Annotated in this window: 17 protein-coding genes; 5 read left to right on the forward strand and 12 right to left on the reverse strand. The window is 67.4% G+C overall.

Features of this window, described 5'->3' with window-relative positions:
- Positions 1-100: 100 nt before the first annotated feature.
- From PIQ37_RS03445 to nudE, 11 genes are all read right to left on the reverse strand, one after another.
- Positions 101-556, reverse strand: coding sequence for a hypothetical protein (locus PIQ37_RS03445; protein ID WP_010344200.1), 456 nt, complete (start codon positions 554-556; stop codon positions 101-103).
- Between the two features lie 323 nt (positions 557-879).
- Positions 880-1,329 (reverse strand): hypothetical protein, encoded by a 450-nt coding sequence (locus PIQ37_RS03450; protein WP_342072345.1) that lies wholly within the window; start codon positions 1,327-1,329, stop codon positions 880-882.
- A 450-nt stretch (positions 1,330-1,779) separates the two neighbouring features.
- Positions 1,780-2,175 carry a glycine cleavage system protein GcvH gene (gcvH, locus tag PIQ37_RS03455; protein WP_017910465.1) on the reverse strand — a complete coding sequence of 132 codons (396 nt, stop codon included), beginning with the start codon at positions 2,173-2,175 and terminating at the stop codon, positions 1,780-1,782.
- Between the two features lie 92 nt (positions 2,176-2,267).
- Positions 2,268-3,374, reverse strand: coding sequence for a glycine cleavage system aminomethyltransferase GcvT (gene gcvT / locus PIQ37_RS03460; protein ID WP_342072346.1), 1,107 nt, complete (start codon positions 3,372-3,374; stop codon positions 2,268-2,270).
- A gap of 433 nt (positions 3,375-3,807) precedes the next feature.
- Positions 3,808-4,239 (reverse strand): NfeD family protein, encoded by a 432-nt coding sequence (locus tag PIQ37_RS03465; RefSeq protein WP_342072347.1) that lies wholly within the window; start codon positions 4,237-4,239, stop codon positions 3,808-3,810.
- A 3-nt stretch (positions 4,240-4,242) separates the two neighbouring features.
- Positions 4,243-5,208 (reverse strand): SPFH domain-containing protein, encoded by a 966-nt coding sequence (locus tag PIQ37_RS03470; RefSeq protein WP_026144668.1) that lies wholly within the window; start codon positions 5,206-5,208, stop codon positions 4,243-4,245.
- A 65-nt stretch (positions 5,209-5,273) separates the two neighbouring features.
- Complete coding sequence (locus PIQ37_RS03475) at positions 5,274-5,576, reverse strand: DUF962 domain-containing protein (RefSeq protein WP_017910461.1); 303 nt, start codon at positions 5,574-5,576, stop codon at positions 5,274-5,276.
- 501 nt (positions 5,577-6,077) lie between these two features.
- Entirely contained in the window at positions 6,078-6,401 is a 324-nt protein-coding gene (locus tag PIQ37_RS03480) for a YnfA family protein (protein ID WP_017916569.1), read from the reverse strand.
- Complete coding sequence (gene mazG / locus PIQ37_RS03485) at positions 6,398-7,174, reverse strand: nucleoside triphosphate pyrophosphohydrolase (RefSeq protein ID WP_342072428.1); 777 nt, start codon at positions 7,172-7,174, stop codon at positions 6,398-6,400. Before mazG ends, PIQ37_RS03480 begins: the two co-directional genes overlap by 4 nt.
- Positions 7,175-7,301: 127 nt before the next feature.
- The gene (gene cysQ / locus PIQ37_RS03490; RefSeq protein WP_342072348.1) at positions 7,302-8,102 is read right to left on the reverse strand and encodes a 3'(2'),5'-bisphosphate nucleotidase CysQ; all 801 of its coding nucleotides are present in this window, start codon (positions 8,100-8,102) and stop codon (positions 7,302-7,304) included.
- Complete coding sequence (gene nudE / locus PIQ37_RS03495; RefSeq protein WP_026143746.1) at positions 8,099-8,653, reverse strand: ADP compounds hydrolase NudE; 555 nt, start codon at positions 8,651-8,653, stop codon at positions 8,099-8,101. Before nudE ends, cysQ begins: the two co-directional genes overlap by 4 nt.
- Positions 8,654-8,727: 74 nt before the next feature.
- Between nudE and bioA the strand changes: the two genes are divergently transcribed.
- Positions 8,728-10,119, forward strand: a complete 1,392-nt coding sequence (gene bioA / locus PIQ37_RS03500) for an adenosylmethionine--8-amino-7-oxononanoate transaminase (RefSeq protein WP_342072349.1) — start codon at positions 8,728-8,730, stop codon at positions 10,117-10,119.
- The gene (locus tag PIQ37_RS03505; RefSeq protein ID WP_152237210.1) at positions 10,110-10,841 is read left to right on the forward strand and encodes a 16S rRNA (uracil(1498)-N(3))-methyltransferase; all 732 of its coding nucleotides are present in this window, start codon (positions 10,110-10,112) and stop codon (positions 10,839-10,841) included. The genes bioA and PIQ37_RS03505 overlap by 10 nt, the downstream gene beginning before the upstream one ends.
- Before the next feature lie 139 nt (positions 10,842-10,980).
- Here PIQ37_RS03505 and PIQ37_RS03510 read toward each other — a convergent pair whose 3' ends face one another.
- Positions 10,981-12,003, reverse strand: coding sequence for a glucokinase family protein (locus tag PIQ37_RS03510; RefSeq protein WP_342072429.1), 1,023 nt, complete (start codon positions 12,001-12,003; stop codon positions 10,981-10,983).
- Between the two features lie 873 nt (positions 12,004-12,876).
- Between PIQ37_RS03510 and PIQ37_RS03515 the strand changes: the two genes are divergently transcribed.
- The 3 genes from PIQ37_RS03515 (at position 12,877) to PIQ37_RS03525 (ending at position 18,383) form a co-directional block, all read left to right on the forward strand.
- On the forward strand, positions 12,877-15,537 hold the full coding sequence (locus tag PIQ37_RS03515; protein WP_026144664.1) for a TonB-dependent receptor: 2,661 nt from the start codon (positions 12,877-12,879) through the stop codon (positions 15,535-15,537).
- A 99-nt stretch (positions 15,538-15,636) separates the two neighbouring features.
- Positions 15,637-17,331 (forward strand): alpha-L-fucosidase, encoded by a 1,695-nt coding sequence (locus tag PIQ37_RS03520; RefSeq protein WP_342072350.1) that lies wholly within the window; start codon positions 15,637-15,639, stop codon positions 17,329-17,331.
- Complete coding sequence (locus PIQ37_RS03525; RefSeq protein ID WP_342072351.1) at positions 17,331-18,383, forward strand: glycosyl hydrolase family 18 protein; 1,053 nt, start codon at positions 17,331-17,333, stop codon at positions 18,381-18,383. Before PIQ37_RS03520 ends, PIQ37_RS03525 begins: the two co-directional genes overlap by 1 nt.
- The last annotated feature ends 135 nt before the right edge of the window (positions 18,384-18,518 follow it).

Consider the following 18,518-nt stretch of genomic DNA (forward strand, 5'->3'; position numbering starts at 1 on the left):
CAACCGGGACTGCGGGCACGCGCGGCAGGATGCCGCACATAAAAAACTCCCTCCCCGCTGGGCACCGGGGAGAGAGTCTAGGAACAGCGATCGGGATGGATCAGATCAGCGGCGCGGGCGTGGCCGGCAGCGCGACCGGAGCGGCCTTCTTCTTGCGAGCGGCCGGCTTCTTCTTCGCCACGGTCTTCTTGGCGGTGGCCTTCTTCGCAGTTGCCTTCTTCGCGGCCGGCTTCTTGGCAGCCGACTTCTTCACCGTCTTCTTGGCAGCGGTCTTCTTGGTCGCAGCCTTCTTCGCGGTCTTCTTCACCGCCTTCTTGGCGACGGCCTTCTTCGCGGTCTTCTTGGTGGCGGCCTTCTTTGCCGTCTTCTTCACTGCCTTCTTGGCAACGGCCTTCTTGACCGCCTTCTTCACCTTGGCGACCTTCTTGGCCACCTTCTTGGCGACCTTCTTGACCGCCTTCTTTACCGAAACCTTCTTCGCTGCCGGCTTCTTGGCGGCAGTCTTCTTGACCGCCTTCTTAGCGGCCGGCTTTTTCGCAGCTTTTTTCGTCGCCATGGGATGGCTCCTCGTCAGTGAACTATGGATTGAAAATGCCCAGTTAAAGCAACCTCGCGGCGATGCTCCGCCTGCGGGAACCGCCGGCGCGCGCTGCGGGCCGGATCGGATACAGAAACACCCGTACCGGAAGTCGATACGGGTGCGATGCCAGGGGAGACGTTGCGTTTCTCGGAGGGAAGCGACTCCAACTCCACCATCTTCGGGTTCCTGGCGGATGTCCAAGTTGTGCTTCGCGTTTTGATGTCGATCCGATTCACTCGCTTGCGCAGCAACGTCTGCTGGGCGAAACCTAATCACGGTTTTTTTTACTGTCAACACTTCTACGCAATTTTTTTTTCGATGGCGCGCATGCCACGACCGCCGCATGCCGCACTGGCCGCCTTGCCGACGCCGCCGATCGCCGACGCCGACACCGCAAGGAAAACGGCGCACGCAAAAAAAGCAGGGAAATTTCCGTGTTTTCTGCAACGACACGCTGCCGCGATCGCGTTGAGGGCAGGCAGCGGCGAAGCGTCGGCGGGAACCGCGGCGATGCACGCCAGCCTGTCCGCTAGCTGAAAAAAAATTTCGCGACCGCGCGCGGTTCCGGCATCGCACAAGTGCAAATGCGCAAAAGTGCGCAAACTTTTTTGCGTCGTGCGGCGCTCACGACGCGTGCGATGCATGCGTGCCGCGTCGCCGGGTCGTGCCACATCGCGCCACCGCGACACGACCTGCACGCACGTCGCCGACACACCGCGACGCGCACGACTGACCTCGCCCAGCTCCATGCCAAGTCGCCAACGCGTCCTCCGGCGATGCCGTTGCACGGTCGTGTCGACCGGCACAGCTCGCAGAGGTGATCGACTGGCGCCGGCACGCACCGCGCCGCCATGCATCGGCGACGCGAGCAGCGCACACCGCATCGCCGATGCCCCCGCGTCGCCGACCCACGTTGCACCTCCATGCCACGCTTCACCTGCGCCGCGTCGGAAAACCGGCACCGGCCGATGCGCGGGTCGTCGGCATCGGTCACCGCCAGACGCGACGGACACGCTGCGCTCGTGGCGCGCCCGGCGGCGATATCACATGGTCTTCGCAGCGACGCACGCGGCGACGCCAGCGACGCGCGTTCCGGGATCGCCATGCAAAGAATGGCGCTGCCGAACGCGCCGAGCCCCGCCCAAAAAGAAACCGGCCGCACTGGGCGGCCGGTTCGGGTGTCGCGATGGGCGGTCGGCTCAGTGGCCGTCGTCCTCGAGCAGTTCGGCGTACTCGTCGGGTGACAGCAGTTCGTTCAACTGCTCGGCATCGTCCGCTTCCAGCACCAGGATCCAGCCTTCGCCATAAGCGTCCTCGTTGATCGTTTCCGGCTTGTCGCTCAACGCGGTGTTGACCTCGACGACCTTGCCGCTGAGCGGGCTGTACACGTCCGAGGCGGCCTTGACCGACTCGACCACGGCCACGCCGTTGCCGGCTTCGACGTGATCGCCGACGTTCGGCAGCTCGACGTAGACCAGGTCGCCGAGCAGGCCCTGGGCGTGGTCGGAGATGCCGATGGTCACGCGACCGTTACCTTCGACGCGGGCCCACTCGTGGGACTTGAGGAATTTGAGGTCGCCAGGGATCTCGCTCATGGGGCTGCTCCGGAAGAAGACGGTATCGAGGATGGGAGTCTAGTGTAGCGAACCGCGCGCTTGGGGAAGAAGTCGCGCGCGGCGGACAGGACTCAGCCGAGCAAGCCGGGCTGGACCTGGCCTTCGCGCACGAACGGGAACTTGACCACGCGCACCGGCACTTCCTTGCCGCGGATGTCCACGCGCACCGCACCCGGCTCGCCGGCCGGCACCCGCGCGAAGGCGATGGCCTTGCCCAGCGTCGGCGAGAAGGTGCCGGACAGGATCTCGCCGTCACCGTTCGCGGTCAGCACCTTCTGCCCGTGGCGCAGCACGCCCTTCTCGTCCATCACCAGGCCGATCATCTGCCGCGGCGCGCCGCCGGCCTTCTGCGCTTCCAGCACAGCGCGGCCGATGAAGTCGCGGCCCTCGTCGAGGGTCACCGTCCAGGCCAGCGCGGCCTCGTAAGGCGAGACGCTGTCGTCCATGTCCTGACCGTAGAGGTTCATGCCCGCCTCCAGGCGCAGCGTATCGCGCGCACCCAGGCCGGCCGGCTTCACCCCCGCACCGATCAGCGCCTCCCAGAACGCCGGCGCCTGCGCTTGCGGCAGCACGATCTCGAACCCGTCTTCGCCGGTGTAGCCGGTGCGCGCGACGAACAGCGGCACGCCCGCGTCCGAGGTGGCCTCGATCGCGGCGAAGCGGCCGAGCTTCTGCGCCGCGGCACGATCCTGCTCGCGCAGCAGGCCGATCGCCTTGGCGCGCGCGTTCGGCCCCTGCACCGCGATCATCGCGAAGTCGTCGCGCTCGCGCACCTGCACGCCGAACGCCTGCGCCTGCTCGCCGATCCAGGCCAGATCCTTGGCGCGGGTGGCGGCGTTGACCACCAGGCGGAAGAACGTCTCGGACATGTAATAAACGATCAGATCGTCGATCACCCCGCCCTGCGGGTTGAGCATGCAGGTGTACAGCGCCTTGCCCGGCACCTTCAGCTTGTCCACCGAATTGGCCAGCAGATGGCGCAGGAACGCGCGGACCTGCTCGCCGTGCAGATCGACCACGGTCATGTGGCTGACGTCGAACATGCCGGCGTCGCGGCGCACCTGGTGGTGCTCGTCGATCTGCGAGCCGTAGTGGATCGGCATGTCCCAGCCGCCGAAGTCGACCATCTTGGCGCCGAGGGCGCGGTGGCTGTCGTTGAGGATGGTCTTCTGGGTCATGGCGCGGGTCCGTGAGAAAAGTCCCCCATTATCGCTGGGTGGGGCAGGGATTGGAGAGTCGGGATTGGGGATTCGCAGGAGCGGCTTTCCTGGATCCGAAGGACTGGCGCTCGATCGCGCAGTGCCATAGGAGCGGCCTCAGCGAAGGCCGGGATTGGGGAGTCGGGAGTGGGGATTCGCAGGAGCGGCCGTCTTGAGCCGGAACGTTGGCGCTTGATCGCGCAGTGCCGTAGGAGCGGCTTCAGCCGCGACCCACCGAAGGCCGGGGATTGGAGAATCGGGATTTGGGATTCGCAGGAGCGGCCGTCTGAGCCGAAGGGCTCGCGCTCGATCGCGCAGTGCCAGCGGCTTCAGCCGCAACCCGTCATCGGTCCCAGGTCGCGGCTGAAGCCGCTCCTACGAATCCCCACTCCCGACTCCCCAATCCCGGCGTTCAAGCCGCCTGGACCAGCAGCGTCATGCCATCCACGCCGACGATGCGCACTGTGCTGCCGGCCGGCAGGTCGGGGCCGCCGACCACCCAGAAGGCGTCGTCGACCTTGGCGCGACCGCGGCCGCCCTGGATCGGCTGGTCCAGGGTCACCATGCGGCCGATCAGTTGCTCGGCGCGGCGGTTGAGCAGCGGCTGGTCGCTGGTCCGGCCGCGGTGGCGGAACCAGGTGCGGTACACCTGGATCGAGACGAAGCTCAGCACCACGAACGCGCCGACCTGCAGCAGCAGGGAGATGTCCGGGAACACCAGCACGGCGAGGAACACCGCCGCGGCGGCGAAGCCCATCCACAGCATGAAGGCGCCCGGCGCCAGCGATTCGGCCGCGAACAGCAACAAGGTCAGGGCACCCCAGGCCACTACCTCAATGCGCATGGCTCAGACTCCGTTGCGCGGCGGCACGCGCGGCACTGCCGGCGGGGTGGCCTGCTTGTTCAGCGCCTCGCGCGCCAGTTCGGCGATGCCGGCGATCGAACCGATGATGCCGCTGGACTCCATCGGCATCAGCACGAACTTCTGGTTCGGCGCGGTGGCCAGTTCCTTGAACGCCTCCACGTACTTCTGCGCGACGAAGTAGTTGATCGCCTGCACGTCGCCTTCGGCGATCGCCTTTGACACCATCGCCGTCGCCCGCGCTTCGGCCTCGGCCAGGCGCTCACGTGCCTCGGCATCGCGGAACGCGGCCTCCTTGCGGCCTTCGGCTTCCAGCACCGCCGCCTGCTTCTCGCCGTCGGCGCGCAGGATCTCCGACTGCCGCGAGCCCTCCGCCTCGAGGATCTGCGCGCGCTTCTCGCGCTCGGCCTTCATCTGCCGGGCCATCGCATCGACCAGGTCGCGCGGCGGCTGGATATCGCGGATCTCGATGCGGGTGACCTTGATGCCCCACGGATTGGTGGCATGGTCGACCACGTTCAACAACTGCGCGTTGATGGTCTCGCGCTGGCTCAGCGACTCGTCCAGGTCCATCGAACCGATCACGGTGCGGATGTTGGTCTGCACCAGGGCAATGGTGGCGATCTCCAGATTCGACACTTCATACGCGGCCTTGGCGGCATCCAGCACCTGGAAGAACACCACGCCGTCCACGCGCACCACTGCGTTGTCCTTGGTGATGACGTCCTGGCTGGGCACGTCCAGCACCTGTTCCATCATGTTGACCTTGCGGCCCACCCCGTACATCACCGGAATCAGGAAATGCAGGCCGGGCGACAGCGTGTGGGTATAGCGGCCGAAGCACTCGACCGTCCACTGGTAGCCCTGCGGCACCATGCGCACGGCCTTGAACAGCAGGATCACGCCGGCGACCAGCAGGACCATGGCGAGGAAGAAGGAAGACGGCATCAGGTTGCTCCATTAACCAGAAGAAGGAATCGAATCCGCAGTATAGCCAGCGCACGCGCACGTGCCGGTCACCAGCGGATGCGGCCCAGCAGCATGTCCTTGAACATGACCCAGTCGCCGGCCAGCGAGTACAGCGGATGCTTGAAGGTGGCAGGGCGGTTCTTCTCGAACACGAAGTGGCCGATCCAGGCGCAGCCGTAGCCACAGACCGGTGCCGCCCACAGCCAGCGCGGCTGGCCGGTGCACAGCGCCAGCAGCAGGCTCGCCAGCACGCCGAGGCTGCCGACGAAATGCAGCCGTCGCGACACCCGATGCCGGTGCTCGCTCAGATAGAACGGATAGAACTCGCGGAAACTGGAGAAGCGACGCATGCGATGGCCCTCCCGAGGCGACGCAGGCGTCCAGCATACGCTGGGAGCGCGGGTGTCGCGCGCTGCGCACGGACGCGACGCGCAGGCGCGGTCGCCGGATGTGCTCACGCAGCAGACCGCAGCGCCGCACCAGGCATGTCTGCGATTCGGTAACCGCATGGAAACCGCCCACCTGCAAAGAACTGCGGCGGGGCACAACGCCTCGGAAGGCGGGACACGTCATCGCGTTGCGGGCAAGGCGTCGGGGCATTTCCATTCACGCGCTGCGCAGCGCCAACGCAGCGGGACGTGCGGTGAGTTTCGCGGGAACGGATTCAGCCGCTACACGAATCGCCGATGGCATGTGGCGCCGCTGCAGAGCACCGCCAATCGCAACGAAATGTATCCTGCAGGAGCGGCTTCAGCCGCGAAGGGCTTTACCGGGAACGCCCGTCGCGGCTGATGCCGCTCCCACGCGCGGGCCGGCCTCTCGTCGTCGCAAGACAGCCTGCCGCGCAGCCCTCAGCCCTGCCGCGGCGCGAACATGATCACCGCCATGCCGGCCAGGCACAGGCCGGCGCCGAGCAGGTCCCAGCGCGTGGGGCGCATGCCCTGCACCGTCCACAGCCACAGCAAGGCGACGGCGACATAGACGCCGCCGTAGGCAGCATAGACGCGGCCGCTGGCGGCGGGATGCAGGGTCAGCAGCCAGACGAAGGCCGCCAGGCTGCCCGCGGCCGGCAACAGCAGCCAGGCGCTGCGCTGTTCGCGCAGCCAGAGATAAGGCAGGTAGCAGCCGACGATTTCCGCGACGGCAGTCAGCACGAACAGCAGCAGGGTCTTCATCCGGCCGCGGCGCGCTCTTCGTCCTTGGCGCGCTGCCAGTACGTCTCCTGCTGCGCCAGGGTCAGGCCGTCCAGCGCGCCACCGTCCTGCTGCGCAAGCCGCTCCATCGCGCGGAAGCGGCGCTCGAACTTGAGGTTGGCGTGGCGCAGCGCAGCGCCGACGTCGACCTTGGCATGCCGCGCCAGATTGGCGCAGACGAACAGCAGGTCGCCGATCTCGTCCTGCAGGCGTGCCGGATCGACTGCGGCGCCATGCGCCAGTTCCGCACGCACTTCCTCCAGTTCTTCCTGCACCTTGTCCAGCACCGGCGCGGGGCCGGGCCAGTCGAAGCCGACCCGCGCCGCACGCGACTGCAGCTTCAGCGCGCGCTGCCATTCCGGCAGGCCACGGGCGATGCCGGCCAGTGCCGAGCCGTCGCGCTCGCCGGCGGCGGCGCGCTCGGCGCGTTTGATCTCTTCCCACTTCAGCGTCTGCTGTTCGGCATCGGCCACCTGACTGTCGCCGAACACGTGCGGATGGCGGCGCACCATCTTGTCGCAGATCGCCGCGACCACGTCGTCGAAGCCGAACGCGCCCTGCTCGCGCGCCATCTGCGCATGGAACACCACCTGCAGCAGCAGATCGCCGAGTTCGTCCTTCAGCCCGGCCAGGTCCTGGCGGTCGATCGCGTCGGCCACTTCGTAGGCCTCTTCGATCGTGTACGCGGCGATGCTGGCGAAGTCCTGCTCCAGGTCCCAGGGGCAGCCCTGCGCGGGGTCGCGCAGGCGCGCCATGATGTCGAGCAGGGCAGGAAGGTCGTAGCGGGCTGGAGTCACGGGCGGGTTCCGGTGCGACGGCACCGCTGCCGCCTGCCGCCTAGTGTGGCAGAGCGCGCGCCATGCGGCGCGCGCGTGGCGCTGCTCAGCCCAGCCAGTCGCGCCAGGGCAGCGCCGCATCGCCCAGCGCCACGAAGTCGCCGTTGAGCAACGATTCGCGGCGGTTGTAGCGGAACGGCTTGCCGGTCGCGGCGGCCAGCAGCGCGCCGCCAGCGGCCTGCAGCACGCACTGCCCGGCGGCGGTGTCCCATTCGGAGGTCGGGCCGAAGCGCGGGTACACGTCCAGGTCGCCGTCGGCGATCCGGCAGAACTTCAGCGACGACCCCTGCGCGACCAGTTCGATCTCGCCCATGCGCTGCAGCAGCGCGTCGGTACGCGGGTCGCGGTGCGAACGGCTCGCCGCCACCCGCAGCGGCGCGGTGGCCGGACGTCGCGTGTTCAACGCGGTGTCGCGGAAGCCCTCGCGGCGGTACGCCTGCTCGCCGCGCACCGCGTGCCAGACGCGGCCATCGACCGGCGCCTGGACCACGCCGAACACCGGCGCGCCCTGGTGGATCAGCGCGATGTTGACGCTGAATTCGCCGTTGCGCTTGACGAACTCACGGGTGCCGTCGAGCGGGTCGACCAGCCAATAGGTGGTCCAGTGCTCGCGCACCTCCCACGGGATCTGCGCCGATTCCTCGGACAGCACCGGCAGGTCCGGGGTCAGCCGCTCCAGGCCTTCGACGATGATCTGGTGCGCAGCCAGGTCGGCCTGGGTCAACGGACTGGTATCGGCCTTGTGCTCCACCTCGAAGCCGGTGGCATAGACGGACATGATGGCCGCGGCGGCATCGATGGCGATGGCGATCACGGTTTCGCGCAAATCACTGGTCAGACGGATCATTCGGCCCGACCCAGCCACTCGCGGGCGATGAACAGCGCCGCCAGCGAACGCCCCTCGGAAAAATCTTCACGCAACATCAGTTGATCCAGTTCAGCCAGTTTCCAGGGCACCACTTCCAATTCCTCCGGCTCGTCGCCGGTCAGTCGTTCGGGATAGAGATCTTGTGCAAGCACCAGCCACGACTGGTGGCTCATGTAGGTCGGCGCCAGGGTCATCGCGCGCAGCACGCGCAACTGCCGTGCGCCGTAGCCGGCCTCTTCCTTGAGTTCGCGGTCGGCCGCCTGCAGCGGGGTCTCGCCGGCGTCGATGCGGCCCTTGACCAGGCCCAGTTCGTAGCGGTGCACGCCGGCGGCGTATTCGCGCACCAGCAGCACGGTCTGCGCATCCAGCATCGGCACCACCACCACCGCGCCATGGCCCGGCGCCTTGAGCCGGTGGAACACGCGGCGCTCGCCGTTGCTGAACTCCAGGTCCAGCTCCTCGACCCGGCGCTCGGCGGCGGACTCGCTGCGCTCGCGCACGGCGTGGATGACCGGCAACCGACGGGTCACGCCGGCACCCTGCGGCGCCGGACGGCGTCGGTCGATAGAATGCGCGGAGCGAAGAACCTGTTCATGAGCGCGAAATGCTATCAGACCTGACCGCAGCACAGATGGCCGACGCGTGGCGCACGCGTGATCTGGCCGTGCTCTGGCACCCGTGCACGCAGATGCGCGAGCACCCCGACACCCTGCCCCTGGTCCCGATCGCCCGTGGCGAAGGCGCCTGGCTGATCGACCACGGCGGCCGCCGCTACCTGGATGCGGTGAGCAGTTGGTGGACCAACCTGTTCGGCCACGGCGAGCCGCGCATCGCCGCGGCCATCGCCGCCCAGGCCACCCAGCTGGAGCAGGTGATGCTGGCCGGCTTCAGCCACGAACCGGCGGTCCTGCTGGCCGAGCAGTTGCTGGCGCTGGCGCCGCGCCAGGACGGGCGTGCGCCGCTGGCCAAGGTGTTCTATGCCGACAACGGCTCGGCCGGCGTGGAAGTGGCGCTGAAGATGGCCTTCCACTATTTCCAGAACCGCGGCGAACCGGGGCGCACCCGCTTCGTCGCGCTGGAGAACGGCTACCACGGCGAGACCATCGGCGCACTGGCGGTCGGCGACATCCCGCTGTACCGGCGGGTGTACGCGCCCCTGCTGGCCGAGGCGCTGTTCGCGCCTTCGCCCGACGCGTACCAGGCAGCACCGGGACAGAGCGCGCGCGAACGCGCCGATGTCGCCGCCGATGCGCTGGCCGACCTGTTCGACCGCCATCCCGGCGAGATCTGCGCGGTGATCCTGGAACCGCGCCTGCAATGCGCCGGCGGCATGCGCATGCACGATCCGGCCTATCTGCGGCGGGCGCGCGAACTGTGCGACGCCAACGGCGCCTTCCTGATCGCCGACGAGATCGCCACCGGCTTCGGCCGCACCGGCACCCTGTTCGCCTGCGAGCAGGCCGGGGTGATGCCGGATCTGCTGTGCCTGTCCAAGGGCCTGACCGGCGGCTTCCTGCCGCTGTCGGCGGTGCTGGCCACCCAGCATCTGTACGACGCCTTCCTCGACGACAGCCGCGAGCGCGCCTTCCTGCACTCGCACAGCTACACCGGCAACCCGCTGGCCTGCGCCGCGGCGCTGGCCTCGCTGCGGATCCTGCAGGAGGACGACGTGATCGCACGCAACCGCAGCACCGCCGAGACCATGCGCGCGCTGTCGGCGCCGTTCGCCGAGCATCCGCACGTGGCCGACGTGCGCCAGGCCGGCATGGTGGTGGCGTTCGAACTCACCCGCAATGGCGACAAGCGCACGCCCTTCCCTGCGTCCGCACGCATCGGCCTGCACGCGTACCGTGCCGCGCTGCAACGCGGTGTGGTGCTGCGCCCACTGGGCGACGTGCTGTACTGGATGCCGCCGTACTGCGTGGACGCCGAGCAGTTGACGCTGCTGGCGGAGACCACGCTGGCGGCGATCGACGAGGCGGTGGCATGCGCCTGACCCGCTGCCATGTGGAGTTGCCGCTGCACGCCGGCGCCGAGCTGAGCCTGCCGGAAGACGTCGCCAACCACCTGCTGCGCGTGCTGCGGCTGCGCGAAGGCGATCCTTGCGTGCTGTTCAACGGCGACGGATGCGATTACCCCGCCGAACTGCTGCAGGCCGGCAAGCGCAACGCCAGCGTGCGCATCGGCGCGGCGCAGCCGGTCGACAACGAGTCGCCACTGGCGATCACCCTGCTGCAGGGCGTGGCGCGCGGCGAGAAGATGGACCTGATCCTGCAGAAGGCCACCGAGCTCGGCGTCGCCGCAATCGTGCCGGTGTGGGCCGAACGCACCGAAGTGAAGCTGGATGCGGCGCGAGTGGACAAGCGCGTGGCGCACTGGCGCAGCGTGGTGATCTCGGCCTGCGAACAGTCCGGCCGCGCGCGCGTGCCGCAGCTGAGCGCGCCGCTGGCGCTGGCCGATGCGGCGCGCGCCGCGGCGGACAGCCCATGCCGGTTGATCCTGGATCCGCAGGGCGAACACCGCCTGCGGTCGCTGGCCATCGGCGGCGCTGCGGCGACGATCGCGATCGGCCCGGAAGGCGGCTGGTCGCCGCGCGACCGCGCCACGCTGGAGGCCGCCGGCTTCGTCGGCCTGCGCCTGGGGCCGCGCATCCTGCGCACCGAAACCGCCGGCCTGGCCGCGATCGCGGCGCTGCAGGCCCACCACGGCGACCTGTGAGTTCAGGCAAGCGATGACGCTGTAGACAGCGGCGCCGCAACGCAGGCGCCGCTGGCATGGGACATATATATGTGTCGACGCGCTCCGGTACGCCAGGCGCGCCGCGCCCGCATCGCGGGACGCCGCCGCGCCGGGCCGCTCAGTGGCGCTGCTGCAGGAACCAGTTCGCCGCGCCGATCACCCCGAGCTGGCCATGCTCGACCAGCTTCACCGGGATCTGCTCCAGCGCCGGACGCATCGCGCCCTTGTTCAAGTAGCGCTCGACGAAGCTGCTGGCGGACAGGAACGCGCCGATCTGCGGCAGGAAGCCGCCGGCCAGATAGATGCCGCCCTGCACGCCGTACAGCAGCGCCATGTCGCCGACCACGCTGCCGAGCAGGCCGCAGAACGCGGACAGTGCCTCGTGCGCGAGCGCATCGTCGCCGGCCAGTGCAGCCGCGGTGATGTCGCTCGGTGCGGCATGCGCAGGCGTGGCGCCACGCAGCTCGCACAGCACGCGATAGAGATTGAGCAGGCCCGGGCCGGACAGGAAATGCTCCATCGGCACATAGGAGCGATCGCGCAACAACCGCTGCGCCAGCGCCAGTTCCAGATCGTTGCCGATCGGCAGCGCGGCATGGCCGGCCTCGGTGGCCAGCACCATCGCGCCGCCCTGGGTCGGAATCCACACCGCGGCGCCGAGACCGGTGCCCGGACCGATCACCAGCGCAGGCCCACGCTGCGCCTTGCGCGGCCCCGTCAGATGCAGCACTTCGCTGGCGTCCATCGACGCGGCCGCATACGCCACCGCTTCGAAATCGTTGACCAGATGCAGTGCCTTCATGCCCAGGCGTTCGCGAATTTCCGGCGGCGACAGCGTCCACGGCAGATTGGTCGTGATGACGCGACCATCTTCGAGCGCGTAACCGGCGCTGGCGATCACTCCACGGGTCGGCTTCGGCCCCTGCACCTGGTCCAGGAACTCGCCGATGATCTCGGCCAGACCGGGATAGTCGGCGCAGCGGTATTTGCGATAGTCCAGCACATCGACGGACGGCGCCGGGCCGGCACCGGCAGCGCGTGCGACCAGGCCGATCCGGACATGGGTTCCGCCGACATCGGCAGCAATGAAGGGCTCGGCGCGCGGCACGGCCGCTGCCACTGATGAACTGCTTGCGGACACATCTTCTCCCGTTGCGCCAGAGCAGGCGCACGCCGATTCGGCAGATTGATCGATCGAGTGTCGGACCACCTTGACAACGTTGTCAAGGTGAATTTCACCCGTTTGTCGTTTTGTCTTCACCACTGCGACTTCGTCGGCCGGATCGCCCGGCCGTTCGAATGGTCGATCGCATGGCGCGTTGCATGGGTGAACATCCGTCGCAAAATTTCGCCGCATTGCACAAATTTCTGCCACACGCCCGATCAACCGGCAGCGCCTGCCGCACCAAGGCCTCGCGGCTACCACGGGCACACCGCCGCCCTCCGCGGGCATGTTTTCTTTTGTAGACAAGCACCTAGGAGGCGCCACGGGAGGGCCGCGAAAGCCTCCGGAAAGATGCCGCGGCGAGCCTTGCTTGCATTCGTCAAAACCACGTGAAACGGGTGTTGACAACGCTGTCAGCGCTACGACAGACTCGGCTCACACAAGTTTTACAACTTCAAGACATGCCACGTTCAGGGGATTCAGACACAGCGACGCATCGCCGCTCCTCCCGCGCCAAGTGGCAGGACGCGCACTGACGCTGCGACCGGCACCCCCGAACCGACGAAACCACGCCCCGAGCCGGGCCGGACGCAGCGGCGTCCGGATCAGGCGACAAGGTGCACTGCTGTATTGCTGGACTTGGTTGTTACCTGCAGGAACACAGGAAGGACTGGCGCCCTCGATGCCGCCGGTTGGCTACTTCCGCGTCAGCGACCGGACGACGCGCATCGAGATGCGATCCGCGCAGCGCCACCAGGCGCGGCGCCATCCACAAGGCCGGGCAGCGGCCAGCACGCCGGAACATCGGTTGGCACCTCATGCCCAAGTACTCACCCAGAGGTTTAGCCAATGAATAGCCGCACCACTACCTTAGCCCTCAGCATCATGGCCGCGCTGTACCTGTCCGGTAACGCCGCCGCGCAGGAAGCGCCCGCTTCCGCCAACGCGGATTCCAAGAACGTCCAGCAGCTGGATGCCATCACCGTCACCGGTTACCGCGCCTCGCTGGAGAAGAGCCAGTCGGTGAAGCGCTCGGCCAACTCCATCGTCGATGCGATCAGCGCCGAGGACATCGGCAAGTTCCCGGACACCAATGCCGCCGAGTCGCTGGCGCACCTGCCGGGCATCAGCGTGGACCGCCAGTTCGGCGAAGGCGAGAAGGTCAGCATCAACGGCACCGACCCGGCGCTGAACCGCGTGCTGCTCAATGGCCAGACCATCGCCTCGGGCGATTGGGGCGGCAACCCGACCGACACCAGCGGCCGCACCTTCAACTACACCCTGCTGTCGCCGGAAATCATCGGCCTGATGGAGGTCTACAAGACCCCGGAAGCCCGCATCGACGAAGGCTCGATCGGCGGCACCGTGATCGTGCACACCCGCAAGCCGCTGGACCTGCCGAAGAACACCATCCGCGGCTCGATCGGCTACAACTACAACGACCGTTCGGAAGAAGGCAATCCGCGCGGCTCGGCGCTGTGGAGCTGGAAGAACGACGACGAGACCTTCGGTGCGTTGATCTCCGCCACCCACGACAAGCAGGACCTGTCGCGCGCCGGCATCGAGTTCTTCGGCTACAACACCGGCGCCGGCATCCCGCCGACCGCGCGCATCTCCGGCGACGGTGGTAACGTCGCGACCGCCAAGATCCCGGTCGGCATCAACAGCGCCTTCTTCCAGCAGACCCGCGAGCGCAACGGCCTGCAGGGCGCACTGCAGTGGAAGCCGAACGATCAGAACGAGTTCAACCTGACCGGCATCTACATCAAGGGCAAGTACAACAACTTCAGCGAATCGCGCTACGTCTGCCCGGGCTGCGGCGACCAGGACAAGATCACCAGCGCGACCGTGCAGAACGGTTACATCACCCAGGCCACGGTCACCGATGGCGCCGGCAACGGCAAGCAGCCGTATGCGCAGCTGGACACCAACTACCGCGAAAGCACCGTCACCACCAAGAGCCTGAACCTGCGCCACGACTTCTACGGCGACAAGTGGGTGTTCACCTCGCAGGTCGGCACCACCGAGGCCACCGGCGGCAAGAACCCCGAATACCTGATGAAGTTCCTTCTGAAGGACGGTGGCTACAACTTCGGTTACGACGGCAGCCACACCGACGTCAACTACGACAACGCCAGTGCCGCCAACTGGGGTCTGGTCGGTTCGCCGGCCGGCCTGGCGCCCGGTTCCACCGCCGCTTCAGCGATGCAGGCCGGCGGCATCTACTACGCCAAGAGCACGGACAAGGAGAAGTACTTCCAGTTCGACGCCGCCCGCGATCTGGACTGGGGCCCGCTGAACAAGCTGCAGCTCGGCTACAAGTACATCAACCACGACAACGGCGTCGACGCCCGCGGCAACCGCATCAACACCACCAATGCGATTTCGCTGACCGACTTCAGCCCCGGCACCACCCCGAGCGGCCTGTACGACGGCCTGGGCGCCAGCGGCGACCTGACCAACTGGCCGACCGCCAACCTCAACTCGGTGATCAGCTACCTGCGCGGCCAGCCGCAGGGTCCGTACAACCGCGACTACGGCTCCTCGTTCGACGTCAAGGAAATCACCAGCGACCTGTACGCGCAGCTGAACTTCGAGTCCGGCGCGTGGCGCGGCAACCTGGGCGTGCGTTATGTCGACACCAAGGACAAGTCGCTGTACTGGCAGAGCGCCGATGGCGGCGCCACCTACAACCAGACCCAGGTGAGCAAGCAGTACTACAAGCCGCTGCCGAGCTTCAACCTGGCCTATGATCTGGACACCGACAAGGTGCTGCGCTTCTCCGTGGCCAAGGTGATGGCACGTCCGCGCTACGGCGACCTGGCCGGCTCGTTCACCATCAACAGCAGCAACGGCAACCTGACCGCCAGCGGCGGCAACCCGGACCTGAAGCCCTACGAGTCGACCAACTACGATCTGGCCGCCGAGTGGTACTTCGCCCCGTCCAGCATGCTGTCGGCGGAACTGTTCTATCGCGACATCAGCTCGTACATCGTCACCACCACCTCGCAGCAGCAGCTGACCGATGCGGTGAGCGGCGTGAGCGGCCTGTTCACGGTGACCTCGCCGATCAACGCCTCCGACGCCAAGGTCAAGGGCGCCTCGCTGAACTACCAGCAGGCCTTCGGCTACGGCTTCGGTCTGCAGGCGAACTACACCTACGCCACCGCCGACGCCAGCACCGGCCTGAACCTGCCGTACCTGTCGAAGAACACCTACAACGTGATCCCCTACTGGGAAAACGGCCCGTGGATGGTGCGCCTGAACTACAGCTACCGCTCCAAGTACTTCACCCAGGTCGGCCGCCTGAACTCGCAGGTGTTCACCGACGAGTACAAGCAGCTGGATCTGACCGCCTCGTACGAGATCAACGACTGGATGAGCGTGAGCTTCAGCGCGACCAACCTGCTCGACTCGACCTACTACTGGTACAACGAGGTCAAGTACGCGCCGATCGGCATGTACAAGAACGGCCGCGGCTACCAGGCGCAGCTGAACTTCAAGTTCTGATGTAGCACCGGCGCGCCACCGTCCCTCCACGGTGGCGCGCTTTTTCGTGTCCGGCGCGGCGGCGCCGGCATCGTCTTCTGCAACAAGGAGTGCCGTTCCATGACGACCGAGACCCGCCCCCGTGCGGACCGATCCCGCCACGCCGGAGCCGCACGCCAGACCCTGGCCAGCGCGCTGGCCCTCATGCTCGCGCTGACGGCCCTGCCCGCCGGCGCCGCGGACGCGCCGTCGCCGACGGCGCCCACCGCCACCACCCTCAGTCCGGAACAGATCGACCAGCAGTGGCTGCAGGCCACCGCCAAGTACGCGCCCGAACGCGCGCGGCTGGTGCGCGAAGCCAACGATGGCGCGCGCGGCGGACCGTTCCGACCCGACTGGACCTCGCTCAAGCAGTACCGCTCGCCGTCCTGGTACGACAACGCCAAGTTCGGCATCTTCATCCATTGGGGCGTGTTCTCGGTGCCGGCCTTCGGCAACGAGTGGTACTCGCGCAACATGTACCAGCAGGACAGCAAGGACTACCTGCACCACCGCGAGACCTACGGCCCGCAGTCGCGCTTCGGCTACAAGGACCTGATCCCGCTGTTCACCGCGCCCAAGTTCGATCCGCAGGCCTGGGCCACCCTGTTCCGCGATGCCGGCGCACGCTACGTGGTGCCGGTGGCCGAACACCACGACGGCTTCGCGATGTACGACTCGCAGCTGTCGGACTGGACCGCGGTCAAGATGGGTCCCAAGCGCGACGTGCTCGGCGAGCTGTCCAAGGCGATCCGCGCACAGGGCCTGCATTTCGGCCTGTCCTCGCACCGCGCCGAGCACGACTGGTTCTTCGACGGCGGCCGCCAGTTCGACTCGGACGTCAACGACCCGCGCTACGCCGGCCTGTACGGCCCGGCGCAGGTGCGCCTGCCGGGCAAGGACGACGCCGACGTGCACAACGACTGGACCCCGGTCTCGCAGGCCTGGCTGGACGACTGGCTGGCGCGCACCACCGAGCTGATCGACCGCTACGACCCGGACCTGATCTATTTCGACTGGTGGATCGCGCACCCGACCTTCCGCGGCACGCTGCCGACCATGCTCTCGTACTACTACAACCACGGCGCGGCCAAGGGCGGCGTGGTGGTGAACTACAAGCTCGGCGCCTTCCCCGAGGGCGCGGGCACCCTGGACATCGAGCGCGGCCAGCTCACCGGCATCCATCCCACGCACTGGCAGACCGACACCTCGGTCAGCAACGCCTCGTGGGGTTATGTCGAGAACGACACCTACAAGACGCCGACCTTCATCATCCACATGCTGGTGGACGTGGTCAGCAAGAACGGCAACCTGATGCTCAACATCGGACCGCGCGCCGACGGCTCGATCCCGGAGACCGAACGCGCGATCCTGCTGTCGATCGGCCAGTGGCTCAAGACCAACGGCGAGGCGATCTACGACAGCACGCCCTGGCGCAGCTACGGCGAAGGCCCGACGGAAGTGGTCGGCGGCACCTTCCAGGACACCAAGACCAAGCCGTACACGCCCGAGGATTTCCGCTTCACCACCGGCCACGGCGCGCTGTACGCGATCGAGCTGGGCTGGCCGGCCGACGGCCAGGCGCTGATCCGCTCGCTGAAGCCGGCCGACGGCGTCCGCGGCGTCACCCTGCTCGCCGACGGCAAGCCGGTGCCGTTCGAGCAACGCGCCGACGGCCTGCACCTGCGCCTGCCGGCCAAGCCGGTGGGCGACCACGCCTACGTGTTCCGCATCGACCTGTCCTCCCCCACCCCGCCAACGGATCCCTCCCGATGATGAAGCGTTTCGCAGGGCTGCTGTTCGCCCTCGCCCTGGCCTGCGGGCCGGCCATGGCCAAGAACCCGACCGCGCTGTTCTATCTGATGAACACGCAGAAATCGACCAATTCGTTCCTGGCCCACCTCGACAAGATCGACGTGGTGGTGCCGACCTGGTACGGCGTCGACCAGAACGGCCTGGTCAACGGCACCCCGAACATGTACCTGTACGAGATCGCCAAGCAGCACAAGCTGCGGGTGATGCCGATCCTGTCGATGACCGCCGGGCGCGAGGGCTTCCACAAGCTGCTGCACGACGAGGACGCCAAGCAGCGCATGATCCAGGCGCTGCTGATCCACGGCCGCAAGCACGGCTACTACGGCTTCCAGTTCGATTTCGAGAGCATCGCCTGGACCGACCGCGACGCCTACTCGCTGATGGTCAAGCAGACCGCCGAGGCGCTGCACAAGGCCGGCTTCAAGCTGTCAGTGGCGGTGGTGCCCAACGCCCCGGGCTATGCCGAAGGCGGCGCCTTCTCCAAGTGGATGTGGGAGTACTGGCGCGGCGCCTACGACCTCAAGGCGCTGAGCGCCTCGGCCGACCTGATCAGCCTGATGACCTACGACCAGCACACCCGCTGGACCACGCCCGGCCCGGTCGACGGCATGGTGTGGATGAAGAAGCACCTGGACTACGCGCTGACCCAGGTGCCCAAGGACAAGCTGTCGCTGGGCATCGCCACCTACGGCTACCGCTGGTACACCGGCAATCCGGTCAAGGCCGACGGCACCGAGGCCTCGAACATCAGCGCCGACTACATCGACGCCGACGAGTCGTTCCCGCTGGCCGAGGAGCAGCACGCCACCGTGCAGTGGGACCCGGTGGAGCAGGAGTCGTGGTTCTACTTCTACCGCGACGACATGCGCGAGTGGGTGTTCCGCCCGGACGCGCGCAGCTTCCGCGCCCGCTACGAGCTGACCAAGCAGTACGGCCTGGAAGGCTTCAGCTGCTGGGTGCTGGGCGCCGAAGATCCCAAGGTCTGGGACGAACTGCCGACCGCGGCGCGCTGAGCGGCCACACGACCGAGATGCGACACGAGGGGCACGCGGCGCGCAGCGAACGCGCCGCGCTCACCCCAGGCTACCTCACAGCCTCTACGATACGCATCTCGATCGCTTGAGGTAGACCGATGACTGGAGTGGGTG

Source organism: Xanthomonas protegens (assembly GCF_038442435.1).
GTDB classification, from domain to species: domain Bacteria; phylum Pseudomonadota; class Gammaproteobacteria; order Xanthomonadales; family Xanthomonadaceae; genus Xanthomonas_A; species Xanthomonas_A sontii.